The organism is Pseudomonas sp. FP603 (assembly GCF_030687415.1).
Classification (GTDB): Bacteria; Pseudomonadota; Gammaproteobacteria; order Pseudomonadales; family Pseudomonadaceae; genus Aquipseudomonas; species Aquipseudomonas wuhanensis.
Window position 1 is genome coordinate 6,569,625 of sequence record NZ_CP117431.1, and the last position, 19,883, is coordinate 6,589,507.

Consider the following 19,883-nt stretch of genomic DNA (forward strand, 5'->3'; position numbering starts at 1 on the left):
TCTCTCCTGGTTTGTGAGCGGCTAACTTATCCAAGGTTTATGACAGAACATCGAAGTTCTCTCCCTCCCCATGTTGCGCCATCGAAGATACAAGAGCTGTGCCAATGTTTTCGAAGTGTCGACAAGTGGATACAAAAAAACCCGCAGTCCTGATGGGCTGCGGGCTTTCCATGAAACGACGAGGCTAAATCGTTGCTCAATCGATTCTTCAATCAACTCAAGCTGTTACGACCGCACTCACTCCTTGTGCGGTGCGGGCTGTTGTTGGGTAAGGCAGTGGATGTTACCGCCCCCCAGTAACAGTTCGCGACCTGGCACCATGACCACTTCGTGTTGCGGGAACAAAGCCTGCAAAATCTCTTTGGCCGGACCGTCCAATGGGTCGTCAAAGCTCGGCGCGATGATGCCGCCGTTGACGATCAGGAAGTTCACGTAAGAGCCGGCCAGACGAACGGTCGGATTGCGTTCCTGAGTGCCGTCTACCGGATCCACGCCTGCGCACTCCTCTTCGGTCGCGTACAGCGGCCCAGGAATCGGCATCTTGTGCACCGTGAATGGGCGCCCCTTGGCATCGGTGCTGTTTTGCAGCACCTCCATTGCCGCCTGGCAGCGCGGGTAGTTCGGATCCTGCGGGTCGTCAGTCCAGGCCAGCAGCACTTCACCCGGACGCACGTAGCAGCAGAAGTTATCCACATGGCCGTCGGTTTCGTCGTTGAACAAACCGTCCGGCAGCCAAATGATCTTATCCACAGCCAGATTTGCGCTGAGCACCGCTTCGATTTGCGCACGGTCCATGTGCGGGTTGCGATTGCGGTTGAGCAAGCATTCTTCGGTGGTGATCAGGGTGCCTTCGCCATCGACATGGATCGAGCCGCCTTCGAGCACAAAACCTTCGGTGCGGTAGCGAGGGCTGCGCTCGATTTCGAGGATCTTGCCCGCTACCTGCGAGTCACGGTTCCACGGCGAATACAGACCACCGTCGAAACCGCCCCAGGCATTGAAGTCCCAATCCACACCACGGACTTCACCGCGGTTATTGATGACGAACGTCGGGCCTGTATCCCGAACCCAGGCGTCATCGCTGGACATCTCCACCAAACGAATATTCGGCACGTCGAGACGGGCACGAGCATTTTCGTACTGGCCAGCGGAGACCGCCACGGTCACCGGTTCGAAACGCGCGATGGCCTTGGCCACCGCCACATGCGCGGCTTGCGCCGGTTTGCCGCCCAGGCGCCAGTTGTCCGGGCGCTCGGGCCAGACCATCCAGGTCTGTGTTTGTGGTGCCCATTCGGCTGGCATATAAAAGCCGTCGGTGCGAGGGGTGCTGTTCAAAGTGGTCATGGTTCAGGACTCCAGGGAACCGTCGAGGGTTTTGATCGCGCCGTACAGGTTCGGGCGACGGTCACGGAACGAGCCCCATGCGCTGCGGATGTGCTCCAGCTCATCGAGGTCAAAGCTGTGAACCAGAATGCCTTCTTCGGTTTCGTTCAGCTCTTGGACTTTCTCGCCAAACTGGTTGGCGATGAACGACGAGCCGTAGAAGGTAATGTCGTAGCCGTCCTGCTCTTCGTTACCGATGCGGTTGCTGGCGATCAGCGGCATCAGGTTGGCGCCGGCATGGCCTTGTTGCACGCGTTGCCAGTGGTCGCGGGATGAAATGGTCTTGTCGTGTGGCTCGCTGCCGATGGCGGTCGGGTAGAACAGGATTTCCGCGCCTTGCAGCGCCATGCTGCGGGCGCACTCAGGGAACCACTGATCCCAGCAGATGCCCACGCCGATTTTCGCGTAACGGGTATTCCAGACTTTGAAGCCGGTATCGCCCGGGTTGAAGTAGTACTTTTCGTGGTAGCCAGGGCCGTCCGGGATGTGGCTTTTACGATAAATCCCGAGGTTGCTGCCGTCGGCATCGATGATCGCGATGCTGTTGAAACGCGCGCGGCCGGCCAGTTCGTAGAAGCTGATCGGCAGAACAACCTGCAGTTCTTTGGCGACTTTCTGGAAGTGCTTGATGGCAACGTTGTCTTCGACCGTCGTGGCCAGCTGCAGGTAATCAGGGTTCGGTTTCTGGCAGAAGTACGGCGCCTCGAACAGTTCCTGGATCAGGATGATTTGCGCGCCTTTCGCCGCAGCCTCACGGACCAGCTTCTCAGCGGTTTCGATGTTGGCTTCAAGGTCCCAGGAACAGGCCATCTGGGTAGCGGCGACGGTAACGATACGGCTCATGAATCATCTCCTGGGCAAGTGCTTGAGGTCGAGAATGGCATCGACCGATGACAGAAAGAGGCAGCACCGGGCGTGGTTCGTCCACACCGTGGGCAGTGACGACTTTATAGCCGATAAAAATCGGCTTTTAAAGCTATTAATATTCCTTCTGTCTAAAATTACTCTCTTAAACCCGATAACAATCGAACTATACCTCGACTCACACATTAGCCCGCGTTGACAGCTGGATCGATCTACAACCCTTCGTCCAACACCTTCGACAGCATGTCGACAAAGAAATCCACGCTCTGACGCGACGTAACCATCGGCGGCTTGATTTTGAGAATGTTCAGGTAATCGCCTGTCGGCTGCATGAAGATCCCCAACTCACGAAGGCGATCGCACAACGCCGTGGTTTCTTCAGTCGCGGGCTCCAGGGTTTCTCGATTGCGGATCAACTCCACGCCCAGATAGAAGCCGGAACCATGCACCGCCCCCACCAACGGATGCCGGTCGATCAACGCTTCAAGACGCTCCTTGAAATACCCGCCCACAACCTGGGCGTTTTCCCAGAGTTTTTCTTCTTCCATCACATCCAGCACCGCCATGCCTATCCGGCAACTGACCGGGCTGCCACCGGCCGACGAGAAAAAGTAACCCTCGGCCTCCAGCGCTTCAGCAATTTCCCGACGGGTAATGACTGCGCCCAACGGCTGGCCGTTACCCATGCCTTTGGCCATGGTGATGATGTCCGGCACCACGCCCTGCTCCTCGAAGCCCCAGAAGAATGTGCCCATGCGGCCGTAACCGACCTGCACCTCATCGGCGATGCACACCCCGCCCTGAGCGCGGACCAGCGCATAGACCTGCTTCAAATAGCCCGGCGGCAGTGAGATACCGCCGGCATTGCCGTACACCGGCTCGCAGATGAAACCGGCCAATTGGCGCTTTTGCTCGGCGATTTTCGCCAGATTGTGTTCGACGCTGCGCACGTAGTCCGGTGCACTGTCGACACCACGGAATTCACCGCGATAGGTGTTTGGCGCGGTCACCGGATGCACCCAGTCGGGACGGCTGCTCAAGGCCTTGGGATTGTCGGCAATCGAGGTCGAGACCGCATCCGCCGCCACCGACCAACCGTGATACGCCTCCAGCACGCTGAGCATGTCGCGACCGCCGCTGTAGGCCCAGGCCAGACGAATCGCCAGGTCATTGGCCTCGGTACCGCTGTTGACCAGAAATACCCGATCCATATTGTCCGGGGCCAGCTTCAGCAAACGCTCGGAAAACTCGGCAATCGCCGCGTAGTGAAAACGCGAGTTGGTGTTGAGCAGCGACCACTGCCGGCCGGCGACGGCAGCCATGCGCGGATGTCCATGACCCAGGACCGCGACGTTGTTGAGCATGTCGAGGTAAGAGCGGCCCTGCATGTCGATCAGGTGATTGCGCCAGCCACGCTCGATGCGTGGCGGGTCGACGTAATAGTGCTTCTGGGAGCGAGCGAAACTCGCGTCACGGCGGGCCAGCAATGTCTGCGGGTCGAGTTCCTCTTCCGCATCGCAGGCCAGGCCCAGCAACGCGGCAGGTGAAGGACACAACGCCTGCCAGGCTGCTGCGCGCGATGGCGTGCAAAACAACGGCACGTCGAGCTGAGCGCTTCGACACAACTGCACGATCAACGGCCCGCTGACCGAACCCAGCACCTGGCCTTTGACCAGCGCCGCGCCGGTGTGCAGAGATGGAGTCACGCCCCACAGACGAACACTCAGTTGCGGACCATCCAGTTGCAGCACACCCTCTGTCGGCGAATGAACCATCCCGGCAAACGGCGACTCAACCGCCGTGCCGTGGGGCACTCGCAACTCTACGTGTAATGGGCATGTGTCCGGTTCGCTGGCACAATCTGGCCGGGTGCGAGACAGTCGGTATTGCCCATAACGACTGGCCGCGAGACCGTGAGCCGCTGCGGCCTCAGTCAGCAGACGCTGGTCGATCCCCTCTTGCTCCCAGTTACCGGCCTCGAAATGCGGACTGAGCACGCCCAGATCGATCAACGCAAACTCACGCCCCACCAGACTCGGCAACAATGGAGCAAAACTTTCACTGCCGATGCTCGGCAGGCTTTGACCCACCGCAGTAAGAATCGCCGCCTCCATCAACGCCAACGGCACCGACGTGGCAACGCGGAATATTTCCCACTCATGGGTCAGGTTGTCGCGACTGTACTCGTTGCCCGGATCGATGCTGACCTGCTGTTCCCCACTCAGCACCAGCACCGCCGAACGCGCAACGATCAGCGGCCAGAGCGCCAGCAACTCTTCATGCTGCAACGGATTGAGCGCGTGATAAGCCCGAACCGCCGGCAAAATGTAGAACGGATCGCCGTCGGCATGATGCAGCAGCGCGGCGCAAGTCACCGACAGATCGGTGATCCGCCAGGTTCGGACCAGGTCACCGAAATCGATCACGCCCTGCAACTGCCATTGGCGCTGCGAATCCCGCTGCCAGACCACGTTGTCGTCAGTGATGTCCATGTGAATCGCCTGCACCGGCAACTTATCCACCAGAGGCTGCAAATGGCGATCGGCTTGTCCAGCCGCTTCAGCAAGCAACGCTCGTTGCCGCTCATCCTTGATCACCGGCAGCAAATGCGCGATCAACGCATTGGCGTGGCGGGCGTCCCATTGAAGGGTGCGCTCGAGCCCCGGATGATCAAAACCGGCTAGCGCCAGATCCATTTCCCCGCAGAGTCGACCGAAACCGGCAACCACTGAATGGCTCAGATGATCAAGGTGCGTCAGGGATTGGCCGTCGATGTAATCGAGCAGGCGCATATGCACCGCTTGGCCACCGACCTCCAAGGAGAGCAAGTCTGGGCCGTTTTTGGCAGGGATAACTCGTGGCACCTGCACGCCAGAATATTCAGCCAGATGCTTGAGCCCTGCGTGTTGGGCTTGCAGCTCCAGCGCCGAATAATCGCCACGGCAGATTTTCAGGACGAAACGCCCCTGATCACTGTCGACCCGATAGTTGAGATCCTGCTGGCTCCCAAGCGCCTGCAACCGCCCGCTCAGCCCGTAATGCTCTTCCAGCAGCTCAAGCGCTTGCGCCGCAGATACCTGCGGGCTGGGCAGACTGGCGCGGTGAATCAACGTGGCGAGCGGCATACAAACCCCCTGAAATTTTATTAGGCGCTTATATCGCCATTGCTTGGGGCGATACGCAACCCCCTTCCTGGTTGGCGCGAATCAAATGCCCGCGCAACTCTCTTCATCGCCCCACTCGCACCCGCTGCCACTTTGCGTAAGAATGTCGACCCATCACGCCTATCGCTGGAGAAACACCATGAATGTAGTCACCACCGACCTGCCCGGTGTTCTGATCATCGAACCCAAGGTATTTGGTGACGAGCGCGGCTTCTTCTATGAGAGCTTCAACGCCAAGGCTTTCGAAGAGGCAACCGGCCTGAACACCCAGTTCGTTCAGGACAACCATTCCCGCTCGCAAAAAGGCGTACTGCGCGGTTTGCATTACCAACTGGAGAACACTCAGGGCAAACTGGTCCGTGTCACCGTCGGTGAAGTGCTGGATGTGGCGGTGGATATTCGCCGCAGTTCACCTAATTTCGGCAAATGGGTCGCTGTGCGCCTGTCCGCCGACAACCATCGCCAACTCTGGGTGCCGGAAGGTTTTGCCCATGGTTTCGTGGTGCTGAGCGATTTCGCCGAGTTCCTCTACAAGACCACCGACTACTACACCCCGTCGGCCGAGCGCAGCATTCGCTGGGACGATCCGGATCTGGGTATTGACTGGCAGCTGGACGAAGCACCGAAGCTGTCAGCTAAAGATCAGTCCGCCGCGTTCTTCAAGGACGCTGAAGTCTTTTCCTGAATTCCTGTGTGAATTTTCACCGCCAGCGCGCACTTGATCCAAGGTGCGCAGACTGCGCCCGCAAGCCTAGGCATAATGCGTCTGTACCCACAGGCGCTTGATGCTCATGACACCGACCCTTCCCCGCAGACCCCGCTGGCGCAGCCTGGCGCTGCTCGCGCTGTGCCTGGCGCCCTTGCTGTGGCCGCTGGAACATCTGGCCGAGCGTTACTACCGCAGCGAACTGGCCGGCCAGAACCGTCAGACTCTCGACCTCTACGTCGCCAACCTGCTGGGTACCCTGCATCGGTATGAAGTGTTGCCGCAGATTCTCGGCGAGCTGCCCGCCCTGCGTGCGACATTAGCCGCACCCGACGAGGGCGTGATTCAGGGCAATGCCAATCGCCTGCTGAAAAACATCAGTGCCCAGACCGGTGCCGAAGTCATGTACCTGATGGACACCACCGGCAAGACGCTGGCTGCCTCCAATTGGGACAAACACGACAGCTTCGTCGGCCGCAATTTCGCTTTCCGTCCTTATTTCAGCGAAGCCATGGCCGGGCGTCTGGGGCGCTTCTTCGGCCTGGGTACCACCTCGGCCAAACGCGGTTACTTCTTTGCGGCGGCGATACGTGATCGCGAAAAAATCATCGGCGTGCTGGTGATCAAGGTGGATCTCGACCACACCGAAAGCCTCTGGGGCAAAACCCCGGAGCAACTGTTGGTCACCGACCACAATGGCGTGGTCATCCTCACGTCGCGGCCCGAGTGGCGTTTCCGCTCGACACGCCCATTGAGCGACGCAGAGCGTGAGGCCATCACCGCGATTCAACCCTACCCCACCCGCGATCCCAAGCCGTTGAGTCTCGACGCCAACGCCTGGCTGACCCAAACCCGGCAGATCGAAGAAACCGGCTGGAGCGTCAGTATCCTTGCGCCGCGTACCCTGATCGACCGCCCGGTGCGCACGGTCGTGGCCATCGGCGGCGCAACGCTGCTGGTATTGATGCTGCTGCTCGGCCTGATGATGCAACGCCGACGCCATTACCTGGAGCGGATCGCCTTCGAAGGCAAGGCTCGCCATGAACTGGAAGGCCGGGTCGCCGAACGGACCAGCGACCTCGAAGGCCTCAACCGTCGACTGAAACAAGAAGTGCTGGAGCGCGAACACGCCCAGCAGGAATTGGTGCGCGCGCAGGATGACCTGGTGCAGGCCGGCAAGCTTTCGGCGCTGGGGACGATGTCGGCAAGCATCAGCCATGAACTCAACCAACCGCTGGCGGCGATCCGCAGTTACGCGGAAAACGCCGAAGTGCTGCTCGATCATCAGCGCACCGAGGATGCTCGCGGCAACCTCAAGCTGATCAGCGAATTGACCGGGCGCATGGCCTCGATCATCGCCCACCTGCGCGCCTTCGCCCGACGTGATCGTCACGCCCCGGAAAGCGTGGCCCTGCAACCGGCACTGGACGACGCTCTGGCGTTATTGGCCAAGCGTCGACGGAGCATGGAAGTCGAGCTGATCCGTGACCTGCCGGCCGCCACCCTGTGGGTCGAGGCCGGAGAAACCCGTCTGCGCCAAGTACTCGGTAACCTGCTGGCCAATGCCCTCGATGCCCTGACGGAAAAAGGCCCGCCGCGTAAACTCTGGTTGAGTGCCGAATCCACCACCGATGGCGTCAATCTGTACATTCGCGACAATGGCCCCGGGTTCTGTATGGAAGCGCTGGGTCGTGCCGGCGAGCCCTTCTACACCACCAAGACCCGCACTCAGGGGCTTGGGCTGGGGCTGGCGATCTGCGACACCCTGATGCGCGCCTTCGGTGGTGAACTGTCGTTCTCCAACCACAAGGAAGGCGGCGCCCTGATTACCCTGAAACTGCGCGCAGGCGCACCGGGTGTGAGCCTGCAACCGTCCGAGGACCGAAGTGCATGACCATCGACAACCGCATCCAGGTCGTGTTGATCGACGACGATCCCCACCTGCGCCAGGCCCTGAGCCAGACCCTGGACCTGGCCGGCCTGAAGATCCTGCCGCTGGCTGAAGCCAAGGGCCTGGCCGGGCAACTGGAACGCGACTGGCCGGGGGTAGTGGTCAGCGACATCCGCATGCCGGGCATGGACGGTCTCGAACTGCTGACCGAACTCCACGCCCAGGACCCGGAGCTGCCGGTGCTGCTGATCACCGGCCACGGCGATGTGCCGCTGGCGGTACAAGCCATGCGCGCCGGGGCTTATGACTTTCTGGAAAAACCTTTCGCCAGCGACTCTCTGCTCGACAGCGTACGTCGTGCTCTGGACCTTCGCCGGCTGGTACTGGACAACCGTAGCCTGCGTCTGGCCCTGAGCGATCGCAACGAACTGAGTGCTCGATTGGTCGGGCATTCAGCGCCGATGCTGCGCCTGCGCGAGCAGATCGGTGCGCTGGCGGCGACCAAGGCCGACGTGCTGATCCTCGGCGAAACCGGTGCGGGTAAGGAAGTGGTGGCCCGCGCGTTGCACGACCTGTCGAGTCGGCGTAACGGCCCGTTCGTGGCGATCAACGCCGGGGCTCTTGCCGAGTCAGTGGTGGAAAGCGAGCTGTTCGGTCACGAGCCCGGTGCGTTTACCGGCGCGCAGAAGCGCCGCATCGGCAAGTTCGAATTCGCCAACGGCGGCACGTTGTTCCTCGATGAAATCGAAAGCATGAGTCTGGATGTGCAGGTGAAACTGCTGCGCTTGCTGCAAGAGCGGGTCGTCGAGCGTCTGGGTGGCAACCAGCTGATCCCGCTGGACATCCGCATCATCGCCGCGACCAAGGAAGATCTGCGTCAATCCGCCGATCAGGGCCGCTTCCGTGCCGACTTGTATTACCGCCTGAACGTCGCGCCGCTACGCATTCCGCCGCTGCGCGAGCGGGGCGAAGATGCGCTGATGCTGTTCCAGCATTTCGCCGACGAAGCCAGCGCGCGCCACGGCTTGCCGCCTCACGAATTGCAACCGGGGCACCGGGCGCTGCTGCTACGTCACACCTGGCCAGGCAACGTGCGAGAACTGCAGAATGCCGCCGAACGCTTTGCCCTGGGCCTGGAACTGGCGCTGGACAACAACACGCCGGATGGCGGCGTCGGCAGCACGATTGAAGTGGTCAGTGGCGGTCTGAGCGAGCAAGTGGAGAACTTCGAGAAGAGCCTGATTGCCGCTGAACTGGCGCGCTCTCACAGCTCCGTGCGCAGCCTCGCCGAAGCGCTCGGCATTCCGCGCAAAACCTTGCATGACAAGCTGCGCAAGCATGGTCTGAACTTCGCCGATGCCGGCGCCAGCAGCCACACCGACGACCTTGATTGAGCTACCGTAAAATCATCCCCTTCAAACAAAAGGCCCGTGAATGAACCGCGACAGTCGTCACCTGGAATCGATCCTCCATCACGACATTCCCCTCACGCGGAAGATGGGCCTCAAAGTGCTCGACTGGCACGACCAACAACTGCGCCTGCACCTGCCGCTGGAAGCCAACGTCAATCACAAAAGCACCATGTTCGGTGGCAGCCTGTATTGCGGCGCAGTACTGGCCGGCTGGGGCTGGCTGCATTTGCGTTTGCACGAAGAAGGCATTAAAGACGGGCACATCGTGATTCAGGAAGGGCAGATCAGCTACCCGCTGCCGGTCACCATGGACGCAACGGCGATTTGCCGGGCACCGAGTGCAGCGGTGTGGAAGAAGTTTCTGGCCACGTATGAGCGGTATGGGCGGGCCCGGTTGACACTGCATTCGCGGATTGTGAATGCCGGGAGTGACGAGGATGCGGTGAAGTTCGTGGGACAGTACGTGCTGCACCGATGACTGATCGTTCCCACGCTCTGCGTGGGAATGCAGCCCGTGACGCTCCGCGTCACTGGACGCAGAGCGTCCCTAGAGGCATTCCCACGCAGAGCATGGGAACGATCTTAGTTGCGAGCCAAAGCCAACAACTTTTCCCGCCACGCAGCCTTAGCCGGCAGCGCCAAAAAGAATTCATTCAACAACGACACCCGCGCCGGATAACAGAACGGTTCACCATTCAAATCCAGCACCTCCCCCCCCGCGCCTTCCAACACACCTTGCGCAGCCGCCGTGTCCCACTGCGAAGTCGGCGCCAACCGCGGATAACAATCCGCCGCCCCTTCCGCCAGCAGGCAAAATTTCAACGAACTGCCAATATTGGCCAGTTGCAGCTCGCCCAGACTGTCGCTCAACCCCGCGAGCAACCGCTCCTGCTCAGGGCTTGAATGCCGACGACTGGCGACCACCGTGAAGGCTTCGCCCGCAGCCGGAACTTCGCGAACCTGAATCGGCAACGGCTCGGCACCTTTATCGCCACGCCAGGCACCCATTCCGGCACCGCCGACATAAAAGCGCCCGTTGGTCGGCATCGACACCACGCCGAACACCACACGCCCCTGCTCAATCAACGCAATGTTGACGGTGAACTCTTCGCTGCCGGAGATGAACTCCTTGGTCCCGTCCAACGGATCGACCAGCCACCAGCGCTGCCAGCCGGCGCGCACGCTCTGGGGGATATTGGCGTCCTCTTCGGACAGCACCGGAATGCTCGGATCCAGCGCCGTCAGTCCAGCCAGAATCACATGATGAGCGGCCATGTCGGCGGCTGTAACCGGGGAATCATCGGACTTTGCAGTCACGGCAACATTGACGCGCCAGAACGGCAGGATCGCTTCGCCAGCCTTCAAAGCCAGTTCAACGACCGGCGCCATCAACGGATGGGGAAAATTCAAGTTCACGGCAAAAACACCCCACGTTGAGTCAGTAAGTCACGGGCCAGATACAGCGCCGCCAAGGCACGGCCCTCGGTGAATCGCGGGTTTTGCGCCAAAGACGACAATTCACGCAGGCTGATCTTTTCCACCCCCATCGGCTCGGGCTCATCACCTTCCAGGCGTTCTTCGTACAGGTCGGTGGCCAGCACCACCTGGATCCTCTGGCTCATGTAGCCCGGTGACAACGACAACTCGGTCAGATGTTCAAGCTGCCGCGCGCCATACCCAGCCTCTTCCATGAGCTCCCGCTCGGCCGCTGCCAACACATCTTCGCCCGGTTCGATCAAGCCTTTGGGCAGGGACAATTCGTATGCATCGGTGCCGCCGCAGTACTCCTCCACCAATACCGCGTGCTCCGCGTCGAGCATCGCCACAATCATCACTGCGCCATGGCCGGTGCCTTTGCTGACCAGACGCTCGTAAGTGCGCTCCACGCCATTGGAAAAGCGCAACTTCAGCTCTTCGACACAGAACAAACGGCTGGTGGCGACGATCTCGCGAGCGAGTACGGTGGGTTTCTGGCGCATAGATGGCTCCTTGGCGTAAGCGGGTTACTATACAGGCTGTTTGAAAGCTGCTGCGCTCGAGATTGCTGCGTCAAAAACAGGCTCGGACGGGTCATTTACAACTCGTAAACTCCCCGTCCTCGCCTGTTTTTTCCTTGCACTCCCTTCGCTCGCGACGCTTTCAACCCAGCCTTTACCCGGCCTATCCTGATTGTTTATCCCGGATATCTTTTTTACCGCTGGAGAAGTTTTTTATGTCCCTGCTGCCCTGGCGCGACATCGATACCGTTTTGCTGGATATGGACGGCACGCTGCTGGACCTGCACTACGACAATCATTTCTGGATGGAACACCTGCCCCAGCGTTATGCCGATCTGCACGGGGTGAGCCGGGCCATGGCGGAGCTGGAGTTACAGCCGCTGTTCGAACGCAATGCCGGTCAGTTGCAGTGGTACTGCCTGGACTTCTGGAGCGCCGAGCTGAAGCTGTCGGTGCGTGAGCTGAAACTGGAAACCGCGCATCTGATCGCCCTGCGTCCGGATGCGGACACTTTTCTGGCGGCGATCAAACGGGCCGGCAAACGCGTAGTACTGATCACCAACGCCCACCGCGACTCGCTGTCATTGAAGCTGGAGCGAATTGAACTGGCGCCGTATTTCGAGCGCTTGATCAGCTCTCACGATTACGGGTTCCCCAAGGAAAACCCGCAGTTCTGGGATGCCTTGCAGGCCGACATCGGCTTCGACCCGACGCGCAGTCTGTTTATCGATGACACCTTGCCGATCCTGCGCAGTGCACGCAATTTTGGCGTGGCGCATCTGCTGGCCGTGAGCGAGCCGGACAGTCGCAAAGGGCCGAAGGACACGGCCGAGTTTGCAGCGGTGGGGGATTATCGGGAGTTGATTGCCGGGCTTTAGACCGAGTTGCCTGCATCGCGGGCAAGCCACGCTCCCACAGGTTTTGTGTTGTTCGCGTAGTGTGCATACGACGCAAAACCTGTGGGAGCGTGGCTTGCCCGCGATGGCCATCACACGAACTCAAGTCTTACTCAGGAATCCGCAACACCTGCCCCGGATAGATCTTGTCCGGGTGCGAAAGCATGGGTTTGTTGGCCTCGAAGATTTTGTTGTACTTGTTCGCGTCGCCGTATTCCGCCTTGGAAATCGCGCTGAGGGTGTCGCCCTTTTTCACCGTAACGAAACGAGCGGCCTTCGTCACCGGCCCGGTCACGGTGATCCGGTCATCAACACTGCCGACACCGGCAATATTGCCCACGGCCAACAGAATCTTTTCCTTCTCTTCCTGACTCGCCACTTCACCGGTGATGATGACTTTGTCGCCCTCGATGGTCGCCTGAACATTCGGATTACCCAGGCCGACCTTGCTGATGTGTTCCTTCAACTGCTCGCTGGCATTCGCATTGCCAGGTGTCAGCAGATCGATAAGTTTTTCGCCTGCTTCTTTCACAAAGCTAAAAATACTCATGATGCACGCTCCTTGGGATTTAGATTCCAGACGCCAAAGACTAGACCAGCCAAGCGAAGCCCGGCTCCCAGCCGACCAATGACCCAACCCCGCGCAGGCGGTAGAATCGCGAACCTTGCCCGCGCCCTGGAGCGAAGATGGACATCAAGCAGCTCAAATTCCTCATCGCTCTCGACGAAACCCGGCATTTCGGCCAGGCCGCCGCGCGTTGCCACATCACCCAACCGACCCTGTCCATGCGCCTGCGCAGCCTCGAAGAAGAGCTCGACCTGCCGCTGGTCAACCGCGGCCAGCGCTTCGAAGGCTTCACCGCGCCGGGCGAACGCGTGCTGGCGTGGGCGCGTACGGTGCTGGCGGCCTACGACGGTTTGCAGGCCGAAGCGGCAGCCTGTCGCGGCAACCTCGTGGGTACGTTGCGTCTGGGCGTGGTGCCGCTGTCGAGTTTCGATCCCGTGCCGTTGATGCAACGTTTGCACGCTGAACACCCGAACCTGCGCTTCGAACTCTCGGCCCTGAGTTCCGAACAGATCCTCGAACAACTGGCGAACAACCGTCTCGACCTCGGCGTGTCGTACCTGGAGCGTCTGGACGGTGAGCGTTTCGACTCCCTGGCCTTCAGCGAAACCCGCATGGGATTGCTTTACGACCAGCGTTTCTTCAGTTTCGGCGAGGCGCCGTTAAGCTGGGAATCGTTGATTGAATTGCCGCTAGGCATGCTCACCAGCGGCATGCATTTTCGCCAGTCCATCGACCATAACTTCCACAGCCGTGGCCTGACCCCACAGCCGTTGCTGCAAACCGATGCGGTCCATCAATTGTTACAAGCGGTACACGGTGGACTGTGTTGCGCAGTGATGCCCCTGGACAGTGGCCTCGAAAACCTCACCGATCACTTGCGTCTGCAACCCATAGAAAGCGCCCGGACCCTCGCCCGGCTGGGGCTGATCATGCGGCGCAGCGCTCCACGTTCGGCGCTCGCAGAAGCTTGTTTCGCGATCTATCAGCAATCACTGACAGACTCTTGATCGACCCCATCTATCGGCAGATCAGTAATAGCAATTAGACGCGACAAGTTGACACGCCTAGGCTTAAAGCTGACCAAACCGTCGGTGATGCCTAATGAACGCCAAGCGCCCTGCCCGCGCGGCGCCTGCTGTTGAAACGCCCGCGACCGCCGCAAGCCAGACATACAGTTACTGCAACCTTGAATACACCGAATCGGCCAGCACCGCGCTGGCCGAGGAAGTCGCGTTGGCGATCGCCTATAACGGCATCAGCCAGGCGGTCATGTTGGTGACGCCAACGGACCTTGAAGACTTCATCGTCGGCTTCAGCCTCGGCAGCGGCATCATCGAAGACGCTTGCGATATCTACGACCTGCAACTGAGTGGCACAGGTTCGGCGCAATACGCGCAAGTGACTATCGCCAATCGCGCCTTCTGGAACCTCAAGCAGCAGCGTCGGCAACTGGCTGGCACCAGTGGCTGCGGGCTTTGTGGCGTGGAAGCGGTGGAGCAAGCGCTGCCCGACCTCAAAGTATTGCCCGGCGCCCCGCTGCCCCCGGCCGAATGGCTGGACGGCCTGCGCCAGCGCATCGGCGAATTCCAGCCACTGGGCCAGCATTGCGGCGCGGTGCATGCGGCGGTGTTCATGAACGGCAACGGCGAATTGCTGTTGGGCCGCGAAGACATCGGCCGGCACAACGCCCTCGACAAGCTGATCGGCGGGTTGATCCGCCAGAAGATCCCGACCACTGGCGGCCTGGCGATTGTCACCAGCCGTTGCAGCCTTGAATTGATCCAGAAAGTTTTACGCGCCGGCATCCAGACCCTGGTCAGCCTGTCGTCGCCCACGGGCCTTGCCGTGCAATGGGCCCGTCGACACAACCTCAATCTCATCCACCTGCCGCAGAAAAGTGCACCGCGGGTCTACAGCCCAGCGTTGGAGAATCAAGCGTGAGTCAACACCGTCAAGCCGACCAGAAACCCATCCCGCGCTACAAGCCCTACAAAGGCCCAGCCGGTGGCTGGGGCGCGCTGATCAGCGTCGCCCAAGCCTGGTTGACCAGCGATAACGCGCTGAAAAACCTCCGCATAATGCTCAAGACCAACCAGAACGGCGGCTTCGACTGCCCAGGTTGCGCTTGGGGCGATTCTCCGGAAAAGGGCATGGTGATGTTCTGCGAGAACGGCGCCAAAGCGGTGAATTGGGAAGCGACCAAACGCCGTGTCGACGGTGCGTTCTTCGCCAAACACAGCGTCAGCTCGCTGCTGGAGCAGAGCGACTACTGGCTCGAGTATCAAGGCCGCTTGACCGAGCCGATGAGCTACGACGCCGAGACGGATCGCTACAAACCCATCAGCTGGGAAGACGCCTTCTCGCTGATCGGTAAACATTTGCAGGGCCTGTCGAGCCCGGATCAAGCCGAGTTCTATACCTCGGGTCGCGCCAGCAACGAAGCGGCGTACCTCTATCAGCTGTTCGTGCGCGCCTACGGCACCAACAATTTCCCCGACTGCTCGAACATGTGCCACGAGGCCAGCGGTGTGGCTCTGGCGCAAAGTGTCGGCGTTGGCAAAGGCACCGTGACCTTCGATGATTTCGAACACGCCGATGCGATTTTCGTCTGGGGCCAGAACCCCGGCACCAACCACCCGCGGATGCTCGAACCTCTGCGCGAAGCAGTGAAACGCGGCGCTCAGGTAGTGTGCGTCAACCCGCTGAAAGAACGCGGCCTGGAACGCTTCCAACATCCGCAGCACCCGCTGGAAATGCTCACCAACGGCGACAAGCCGACCAACACCGCGTACTTTCGCCCGGCACTGGGCGGCGACATGGCAGTGCTGCGCGGCATGGCGAAATTCCTGCTGCAATGGGAACGCGATGCGCAGAAGGCTGGCGCCCCGGCGGTGTTCGATCACGATTTCCTCAATGAACATGCGGTCAACGTGCTGGAATACATGGGCGTCATCGACGACACCCCATGGGAGCAGATCGTCGAGCAATCCGGCCTGACGCTGGTGGAAATCGAGCAAGCGGCGCGCATGTACGCCAAAGGCAAGAACGTGATCATGTGCTGGGCCATGGGCATCACCCAGCATCGTCATTCGGTGCCAACCATCCAGGAAATCGCCAACCTGATGCTGTTGCGCGGCAACATCGGTCGGCCGGGTGCCGGTCTGTGCCCGGTGCGTGGTCACAGCAATGTGCAGGGCGACCGGACGATGGGCATCAACGAGCGTCCGCCGGTGGCGTTCCTCGATTCTCTGGAGCGCCGCTTCCAATTCAAAGTGCCGCGTGAAAACGGCCACAACGTGGTCGAGGCGATTCACGCCATGGCCGACAGCCGCTCAAAAGTCTTCATTGGCCTGGGCGGCAACTTCGCCCAAGCCACCCCGGACAGCCCACGGACCTTCCAGGCCTTGAGCAACTGCGACCTGACCGTGCAGATCAGCACCAAACTTAACCGCAGCCATTTGGCCCATGGTAAAAACGCGTTGATCCTGCCGTGCCTGGGACGTACCGACATCGATATCCAGACCGAAGGCGCTCAAGCGGTAACCGTGGAGGACTCGTTCAGCATGGTCCATGCCTCCAACGGTCAACTGCAGCCGCTGTCGAACCAAATGCGCTCGGAGCCTGCAATCATCGCCGGCATCGCCGCCGCGACCCTGGGCAACAAACCGGTGGATTGGAACTGGCTGGTGGCCGATTACAGCCGCATCCGCGACCTGATCGCCGACACCATCCCGGGTTTCCGGGACTTCAACGAGAAAATCCAGAACCCAGGTGGTTTCTACCTGGGCAACAGCGCCGGCGCACGTCGCTGGAATACCCCGTCGGGGCGGGCCAATTTCCGTCCGAACATTCTGCCCAAAGACCTGGTGCACGAACGCACCCGCGCCACCGGCGTGCTGCCAGACCTGATCATGCAGTCGATGCGCTCCCACGATCAGTACAACACCACGATTTATGGTCTTGATGACCGTTATCGCGGGGTGAAAGGTCAGCGGGATGTATTGTTCGTCAATGAGGCCGACATCCTTCGCCTGGGGTTCAAACCGGGGCAGAAGGCTGACATCGTTTCGATCTGGGATGATGGCCGTCAGCGCCGGGTGAAAGGCTTCACGCTGCTGGCGTTTGATATTCCTGCCGGACAAGCGGCTGCTTACTATCCGGAAGTGAACCCGCTGGTACCGCTGGAAAGCACCGGGGATGGCAGCCATACGCCGACGTCGAAGTTTGTGGCGATTCGTTTGGAAGCGGCGAGTGAGACTGGGTTGATCATGGCCAAGTCGGCTTAAAGACGACAGCAGGCCCGGCCCCTCGCGGGCAAGCCACGCTCCCACGGAATCTGTGCCGTACGCATTTTTTGTACACGACACGAATTCTGTGGGAGCGTGGCTTGCCCGCGAAGACATTCGACTTGGCAACACACGTATCGACACCCTTCGAACACTTTCCAATCGCCCACAAAAAAGGCCGTTTTTGTATAAAAACGGCCTTTGCGAAGTAGTTAAAGACCGGCGAAAAACACTTAAGTTCCACCAAAAAAACAGTAACTTATAGAATTGTGCTCAAGTCGTGTTACTCGTCGGATTTCGATTGTCACAACCATCACACAGCCTCAGGATCGCGCCGTCATCCCCTTGAGGTTCCTCTATGAAGTTCTCCTCGATTCTCTTGTTGTCCCTTGGCCTGGTCAGTGGCTTCGCTTCTGCAGGCGGCACCACCGAAGCGGGTGTGGGCGGCGCATTGGGCGGGGTTCTTGGCTCGGTCGTCGGTCAATCGCTAGGCGGCAATACAGGTTCAACCATTGGTGCGGCCCTGGGCGGCGCGGGTGGTAGCGCAGTCGGCGCAGACAAACGCAGCCGTGGCGAAGCTGCCATTGGTGGTGCGTTGGGCGCAGCAGGTGGTAACGTGGTCGGCCGCAGCATGGGCGGCACCACTGGCAGCCTGATCGGCTCCGCAGCAGGCGGTGGTGCCGGTGGCGCGCTGGGTAACTACATGGGCAGAGAGAGTGATCGCGACGATGATCGTCGTTCCTATCGTCGTGGTTATGACGATGATGATCGTCGCTACTACCGTGGTCACCCGGGTCGCGGCCATGCCTACGGCCATCGCAAGCATAAACATCGCTATCGCGACTGAGGCTTGAATCGCCTCGTTTACCGGTAGATCAAAAAAAATCGCAGCCCTCGGGTTGCGATTTTTTTTGCCCTTCAAACCGCTAGCCGCTCCAATGCCCCACGCAACCCGGCAGGAATCGCCACCGGCTGATTCGACACCCGATCCACGAATACATGCACGAAGCGCCCCGCCGCGCAGGCCTCGTCGTCTCCAGACTTGAACACCGCGAGTTCGTATTGCACCGAGCTGTTGCCCAACTTGCCGACCCGCAGGCCGATCTCGACTCGATCCGGGAAGGCGATGGAAGCAAAGTAGTCGCAGGCCGAACTCACCACAAAACCCACCACCTCGCCGTCATGGATATCCAGACCGCCGACTTCGATCAAATAGGTGTTCACCGCCGTGTCGAAAAAACTGTAGTAGGTGACGTTGTTGACGTGACCGTAGGCGTCATTGTCGTGCCAGCGGGTGGTGATGGGCTGGAAGTGGGGGTAGTCGGTGCGTTGGGGCATCAGAACGTTCCTTTCATGATCGTTCCCACGCTCTGCGTGGGAATGCAGCCCGTGACGCTCTGCGTCACATTCAGGAGCGGACGCAGAGCGTCCATGGAGGCGTTCCCACGCAAAGCGTGGGAACGATCAGCAACTGCGGAGTTTACCGATCCGCAAACCCTTTACCTTGCGCCGCCAACTCACCAATCAACCGCGCCGGCGCCCACTGATCACCCTGACGGGTCTCCAGGGCCAGCAACCGCAGATGAATATCTTCCAACCCTTGCTGATCCGCCCAAGCCATCGGCCCGCCCTTGTCTGCCGGGAAGCCATAACCGTTGAGGTACACCAAATCGATGTCGTGCGCCGACGTCGCAATGCCTTCCTGAAGAATCTTCGCCCCTTCGTTGACCAGCGCCAGCAAACAACGCTCCAGAACCTCTTCAGGGCCGATCTCGCGACGCTGGAACCCTAACCCCTCGCTAACTTCCAGAACTAGCGCATCGACTTCCAGATCGTGCTCAGCCTGGCGACTGCCCGGTTCGTAGTGGTAATACCCGTCACCACTCTTCTGACCGAAACGCCCGAGCTCGCACAGGCGGTTGTCCACCTGAACCTCCGGCGCATCCTGACCTTTGCCAGCCAGCTCCCGAGCGCGCCATTCCAGGTCAATGCCGACCACGTCGTACATACGAAACGGCCCCATGGCGAAACCGAAACCTTGCAGCGCCGCATCCACCTGATAAGGCAAGGCACCCTCCAGCAGCATCTTGCGCGCTTCAAGCACGTACGGATGCAGCATGCGGTTGCCGATGAAACCATGGCAGTTGCCCGACACCACGCTGACCTTGCCCATGCGCTTGCCCAGCGCCAGCGCCGCATCAAGCACCGCCGGCGCCGTCTGGGCTCCGCGCACGATCTCCAACAATTTCATGATGTGCGCCGGGCTGAAGAAATGCAGGCCCAGGACCTGCTGCGGACGGCGAGTGGCAGCAGCAATCGCGTCGATGTCCAGCGCCGAGGTATTGCTGGCCAGAATCGCTTCAGGCTTCATCAGGCCATCAAGTTCGCGGAAGATTTTCTGCTTCAACTCGAGGTTTTCGTAGACCGCTTCGATGACCAGATCAACATCGCGGATCGCTGCGTAATCGGCAGCCGCCGTCACCCGTGCAATGCGCGCATCCGCCTCTGCCTGATCAATCCGCCCCTGACGCACGTGGTGGGCGTAAGTCTCAGCCACACTGGTCAGCGCCTGCTCAAGCATCTGCGGATTGTTGTCGACCCATTGCACCGGCACCCCGGCGTTGGCCAGGCACATGACAATGCCGCGGCCCATGGTTCCCGCGCCGATCACGGCGGCGCGCTGAATATCGAACGGTGTCTGGCTCATGGTTGTTCT

The 19,883-nt window shown here is 60.2% G+C and carries 17 protein-coding genes; 9 read left to right on the plus strand and 8 right to left on the minus strand.

Annotation, left to right across the window (positions count from 1 at the left end; all coding sequences use genetic code 11):
- Nucleotides 1-237: 237 nt before the first annotated feature.
- The 3 genes from aguA to PSH65_RS30305 form a co-directional block, all read right to left on the minus strand.
- Nucleotides 238-1,344: an agmatine deiminase gene (gene aguA, locus PSH65_RS30295; protein ID WP_305424181.1), complete on the minus strand. Its 1,107-nt coding sequence runs from the start codon at nucleotides 1,342-1,344 to the stop codon at nucleotides 238-240.
- Nucleotides 1,345-1,347: 3 nt separating this feature from the next.
- Complete coding sequence (gene aguB / locus PSH65_RS30300; RefSeq protein WP_008068730.1) at nucleotides 1,348-2,226, minus strand: N-carbamoylputrescine amidase; 879 nt, start codon at nucleotides 2,224-2,226, stop codon at nucleotides 1,348-1,350.
- Nucleotides 2,227-2,459: 233 nt separating this feature from the next.
- Nucleotides 2,460-5,372, minus strand: a complete 2,913-nt coding sequence (locus PSH65_RS30305) for an aminotransferase (RefSeq protein WP_305424182.1) — start codon at nucleotides 5,370-5,372, stop codon at nucleotides 2,460-2,462.
- A 178-nt stretch (nucleotides 5,373-5,550) separates the two neighbouring features.
- Here PSH65_RS30305 and rfbC point away from each other — a divergent pair, with 178 nt between their 5' ends.
- The 4 genes from rfbC (at nucleotide 5,551) to PSH65_RS30325 (ending at nucleotide 9,898) form a co-directional block, all read left to right on the plus strand.
- Nucleotides 5,551-6,096 carry a dTDP-4-dehydrorhamnose 3,5-epimerase gene (gene rfbC / locus PSH65_RS30310; protein ID WP_305424183.1) on the plus strand — a complete coding sequence of 182 codons (546 nt, stop codon included), beginning with the start codon at nucleotides 5,551-5,553 and terminating at the stop codon, nucleotides 6,094-6,096.
- 106 nt (nucleotides 6,097-6,202) lie between these two features.
- Nucleotides 6,203-8,011 carry an ATP-binding protein gene (locus PSH65_RS30315; RefSeq protein WP_305424184.1) on the plus strand — a complete coding sequence of 603 codons (1,809 nt, stop codon included), beginning with the start codon at nucleotides 6,203-6,205 and terminating at the stop codon, nucleotides 8,009-8,011.
- Entirely contained in the window at nucleotides 8,008-9,402 is a 1,395-nt protein-coding gene (locus tag PSH65_RS30320) for a sigma-54 dependent transcriptional regulator (RefSeq protein WP_305424185.1), read from the plus strand. The genes PSH65_RS30315 and PSH65_RS30320 overlap by 4 nt, the downstream gene beginning before the upstream one ends.
- A 40-nt stretch (nucleotides 9,403-9,442) precedes the next feature.
- Nucleotides 9,443-9,898, plus strand: a complete 456-nt coding sequence (locus PSH65_RS30325; RefSeq protein ID WP_305424186.1) for a thioesterase domain-containing protein — start codon at nucleotides 9,443-9,445, stop codon at nucleotides 9,896-9,898.
- Between the two features lie 104 nt (nucleotides 9,899-10,002).
- On the opposite strand, the gene cysQ is transcribed toward PSH65_RS30325, so the two are convergent.
- A complete protein-coding gene (gene cysQ / locus PSH65_RS30330; protein ID WP_305424187.1) occupies nucleotides 10,003-10,836 on the minus strand; it encodes a 3'(2'),5'-bisphosphate nucleotidase CysQ in 834 nt (277 codons plus the stop codon).
- Complete coding sequence (gene nudE / locus PSH65_RS30335; RefSeq protein WP_305424188.1) at nucleotides 10,833-11,399, minus strand: ADP compounds hydrolase NudE; 567 nt, start codon at nucleotides 11,397-11,399, stop codon at nucleotides 10,833-10,835. The genes cysQ and nudE overlap by 4 nt, the downstream gene beginning before the upstream one ends.
- 233 nt (nucleotides 11,400-11,632) lie before the next feature.
- On the opposite strand from nudE, the gene yrfG reads away from it, so the two are divergent.
- On the plus strand, nucleotides 11,633-12,295 hold the full coding sequence (gene yrfG, locus PSH65_RS30340) for a GMP/IMP nucleotidase (RefSeq protein WP_305424189.1): 663 nt from the start codon (nucleotides 11,633-11,635) through the stop codon (nucleotides 12,293-12,295).
- A 127-nt stretch (nucleotides 12,296-12,422) separates the two neighbouring features.
- On the opposite strand, the gene lysM is transcribed toward yrfG, so the two are convergent.
- Nucleotides 12,423-12,863 (minus strand): peptidoglycan-binding protein LysM, encoded by a 441-nt coding sequence (lysM, locus tag PSH65_RS30345; protein WP_305424190.1) that lies wholly within the window; start codon nucleotides 12,861-12,863, stop codon nucleotides 12,423-12,425.
- Between the two features lie 137 nt (nucleotides 12,864-13,000).
- Between lysM and PSH65_RS30350 the strand changes: the two genes are divergently transcribed.
- From PSH65_RS30350 to PSH65_RS30365, 4 genes are all read left to right on the plus strand, one after another.
- Nucleotides 13,001-13,888, plus strand: coding sequence for a LysR family transcriptional regulator (locus tag PSH65_RS30350; protein WP_305424191.1), 888 nt, complete (start codon nucleotides 13,001-13,003; stop codon nucleotides 13,886-13,888).
- Nucleotides 13,889-13,982: 94 nt separating this feature from the next.
- A complete protein-coding gene (fdhD, locus tag PSH65_RS30355; RefSeq protein ID WP_305424192.1) occupies nucleotides 13,983-14,822 on the plus strand; it encodes a formate dehydrogenase accessory sulfurtransferase FdhD in 840 nt (279 codons plus the stop codon).
- Nucleotides 14,819-17,167 (plus strand): FdhF/YdeP family oxidoreductase, encoded by a 2,349-nt coding sequence (locus tag PSH65_RS30360; RefSeq protein ID WP_305424193.1) that lies wholly within the window; start codon nucleotides 14,819-14,821, stop codon nucleotides 17,165-17,167. Before fdhD ends, PSH65_RS30360 begins: the two co-directional genes overlap by 4 nt.
- A gap of 358 nt (nucleotides 17,168-17,525) precedes the next feature.
- On the plus strand, nucleotides 17,526-18,014 hold the full coding sequence (locus PSH65_RS30365; protein WP_305424194.1) for a glycine zipper domain-containing protein: 489 nt from the start codon (nucleotides 17,526-17,528) through the stop codon (nucleotides 18,012-18,014).
- Nucleotides 18,015-18,085: 71 nt separating this feature from the next.
- Here the strand turns inward: PSH65_RS30365 and PSH65_RS30370 are convergent, their stop codons facing one another.
- Together PSH65_RS30370 and PSH65_RS30375 are read right to left on the minus strand one after the other, a co-directional pair.
- A complete protein-coding gene (locus PSH65_RS30370; protein ID WP_305424195.1) occupies nucleotides 18,086-18,505 on the minus strand; it encodes a thioesterase family protein in 420 nt (139 codons plus the stop codon).
- 142 nt (nucleotides 18,506-18,647) lie between these two features.
- The gene (locus tag PSH65_RS30375; RefSeq protein ID WP_305424196.1) at nucleotides 18,648-19,874 is read right to left on the minus strand and encodes a 3-hydroxyacyl-CoA dehydrogenase; all 1,227 of its coding nucleotides are present in this window, start codon (nucleotides 19,872-19,874) and stop codon (nucleotides 18,648-18,650) included.
- Between the last annotated feature and the right edge of the window lie 9 nt (nucleotides 19,875-19,883).

Coding starts and splice junctions, on each gene's coding strand:
- aguA (WP_305424181.1), bottom strand. CDS start 1,344: ATGACCACTTTGAACAGCACCCCTCGCACCGACGGCTTTTATATGCCA.
- aguB (WP_008068730.1), bottom strand. CDS start 2,226: ATGAGCCGTATCGTTACCGTCGCCGCTACCCAGATGGCCTGTTCCTGG.
- PSH65_RS30305 (WP_305424182.1), bottom strand. CDS start 5,372: ATGCCGCTCGCCACGTTGATTCACCGCGCCAGTCTGCCCAGCCCGCAG.
- rfbC (WP_305424183.1), top strand. CDS start 5,551: ATGAATGTAGTCACCACCGACCTGCCCGGTGTTCTGATCATCGAACCC.
- PSH65_RS30315 (WP_305424184.1), top strand. CDS start 6,203: ATGACACCGACCCTTCCCCGCAGACCCCGCTGGCGCAGCCTGGCGCTG.
- PSH65_RS30320 (WP_305424185.1), top strand. CDS start 8,008: ATGACCATCGACAACCGCATCCAGGTCGTGTTGATCGACGACGATCCC.
- PSH65_RS30325 (WP_305424186.1), top strand. CDS start 9,443: ATGAACCGCGACAGTCGTCACCTGGAATCGATCCTCCATCACGACATT.
- nudE (WP_305424188.1), bottom strand. CDS start 11,399: ATGCGCCAGAAACCCACCGTACTCGCTCGCGAGATCGTCGCCACCAGC.
- yrfG (WP_305424189.1), top strand. CDS start 11,633: ATGTCCCTGCTGCCCTGGCGCGACATCGATACCGTTTTGCTGGATATG.
- lysM (WP_305424190.1), bottom strand. CDS start 12,863: ATGAGTATTTTTAGCTTTGTGAAAGAAGCAGGCGAAAAACTTATCGAT.
- PSH65_RS30350 (WP_305424191.1), top strand. CDS start 13,001: ATGGACATCAAGCAGCTCAAATTCCTCATCGCTCTCGACGAAACCCGG.
- fdhD (WP_305424192.1), top strand. CDS start 13,983: ATGAACGCCAAGCGCCCTGCCCGCGCGGCGCCTGCTGTTGAAACGCCC.
- PSH65_RS30365 (WP_305424194.1), top strand. CDS start 17,526: ATGAAGTTCTCCTCGATTCTCTTGTTGTCCCTTGGCCTGGTCAGTGGC.
- PSH65_RS30370 (WP_305424195.1), bottom strand. CDS start 18,505: ATGCCCCAACGCACCGACTACCCCCACTTCCAGCCCATCACCACCCGC.
- PSH65_RS30375 (WP_305424196.1), bottom strand. CDS start 19,874: ATGAGCCAGACACCGTTCGATATTCAGCGCGCCGCCGTGATCGGCGCG.